Below are 1835 nucleotides of genomic sequence, written 5' to 3'. Positions count from 1 at the left end.
ACCCAAGGACAGTCATCCCTTCATCCACGTGCCGGCGTTGGTTGCGGCCGCAATGGTGAAGCCGAGCATCGTCTGGGGCTACTGGACAGTGCCGCAGCAAAATCTGAATGGACGAAAGGTTCCGATTCCGCGCGGGCGCGTGATCGGCGGCACTAGCTCGATTAACGGCATGGTCTACATGCGGGGCAATCCCAAGGATTACGACGATTGGGCCGCGGCCGGAAACCGAGGCTGGAGTTATTCGGAAGTGCTCCCCTATTTCCTGCGCTCGGAAAACAATGAAGCGTTTGATGGCTCACCGTATCACGGCAAAGGCGGGCCGATGAATGTGAAAAGCATCAGGCGGCCCAACCGGCTCAATGCGGCTTTTCTTGAAGCGATGCGGACGCTGGGATTTCGCCGCAATGACGATTTCAACGGTCCGGACAACGAGGGTTATGGACTGCGCCAAGGGACGATACGCGGCGGTTACCGCGAATCCGAAGCGACAGCCTACCTGAAACCGGCGATGAGCAGGCCGAACCTGAAAGTGCTAACCGAAGCGTTGGTCACGCGGGTCGTCGTGGAGAATCGACGTGCGACCGGCATCGAGTTTCAGCAGGGCGGCGAAACACGACGGGTCGCCGCGCGCCGCGAGGTCATCGTGTCGGGCGGCAGCATCGGATCGCCTCAAATCCTAATGCTCTCGGGCATCGGGGATGGCGCCGCTCTGCAGGCTCTGGGAATTTCAGTAACTCATCATTTGCCCGGCGTGGGTGCGAATCTTCACGATCATGTCGCGACCTCGGTGCAGATGGTCACGTCGAATTCGACTTCTTACGGTATTTCGCTAAAGGCGTTGCCGCGCGGAGCGTGGAACATTTGCGAATATTTGTTGCTGCGCCAAGGGCCATTCTCCAGCAATGTCTTCGAGTCAAATGCGTTTTTGAAGAGCACGGATGGCCTCGACCGGCCCGACACGCAGGTGGTTTTTCAGCCGGCACGGCGGAATCAATCGACGTTCCCGCTGCCGCTTGGACACGGCTTCGCTATTAGCGTGGTGCTCTTGTTTCCCAAGAGCCGCGGGCGCATTGCACTATCGAGTCCTGATCCGCGAGCGGCGCCGATTATCGATCCGAATATTCTAAGCGCGACCGAAGACTTCGAGCCGCTGCTGCGCGGGCTCAAGCTGGCACGCCGCATCTTCGCGACTCCGGCGTTTGCCCCTTACAAAGCGACGGAGTTTCTGCCCGGACCGACGGTCGAAGGTGACGACGCGTTCCGGGAATATATCCGTAAGACCACTGCAACGGTATATCATCCGGCCGGAACCTGCCGCATGGGTGTTGACGACGACGCCGTGGTTACTCCCGACCTCAAGGTAAGGGGCGTTGATAGTTTGCGGGTGGTGGACGCATCGATCTTCCCGAAGCTGATGGGAGGAAATCCGAATGCGCCCGTGGTAATGGTTGCGGAGAAGGCCGCAGATATGATTTTGGAGCGGGCGCCGCTTGCGCCCCTTGCATTGCCGCGAGATCGCTAGGAATTCGGAGGAAAATGCCATGGCCAGGGAGCACATTAGAAAGTGGAAGATCGGCGACGTCGAAGTGGTCCGCATCGTGGAGGTGAACGCGCACGAGGATCCTTTCGAAGTGCTGCTGACCGGCGTGACGCCGGAGGTCGCCAAGCAATACGACTGGCTGTTTCCGAATTTTGCGACGCCCGACGGCCGCATGAAGATTTCGTTTCAGGCTTTCGTTCTGCGCTCTGGGGATGAAAAGATCATGATCGACACGTGCATCGGCAACGATCGCCAGCGCGAGTTCCCGATATTCTGCAATATGCAGAGCTCGTTC

General features: G+C 58.8%; 2 protein-coding genes. Both read left to right on the top strand.

Features of this window, described 5'->3' with window-relative positions; all coding sequences use genetic code 11:
- Positions 1 to 1522, top strand: a 1522-nt coding sequence (locus VGK48_06445) for a GMC family oxidoreductase N-terminal domain-containing protein (protein HEY2380808.1), incomplete at its 5' end; no start/stop codon positions are given.
- A gap of 19 nt (positions 1523 to 1541) precedes the next feature.
- On the top strand, positions 1542 to 1835 hold a 294-nt coding region (locus tag VGK48_06440; GenBank protein HEY2380807.1), incomplete at its 3' end, for an MBL fold metallo-hydrolase.

The sequence above is a fragment of the Terriglobia bacterium genome, from assembly GCA_036496425.1.
GTDB lineage: Bacteria > Acidobacteriota > Terriglobia > 20CM-2-55-15 > 20CM-2-55-15 > 20CM-2-55-15.
The sequence above is the reverse complement of the archived record's forward strand: the minus strand, read 5'-3'. Positions and strand labels throughout refer to the sequence as shown.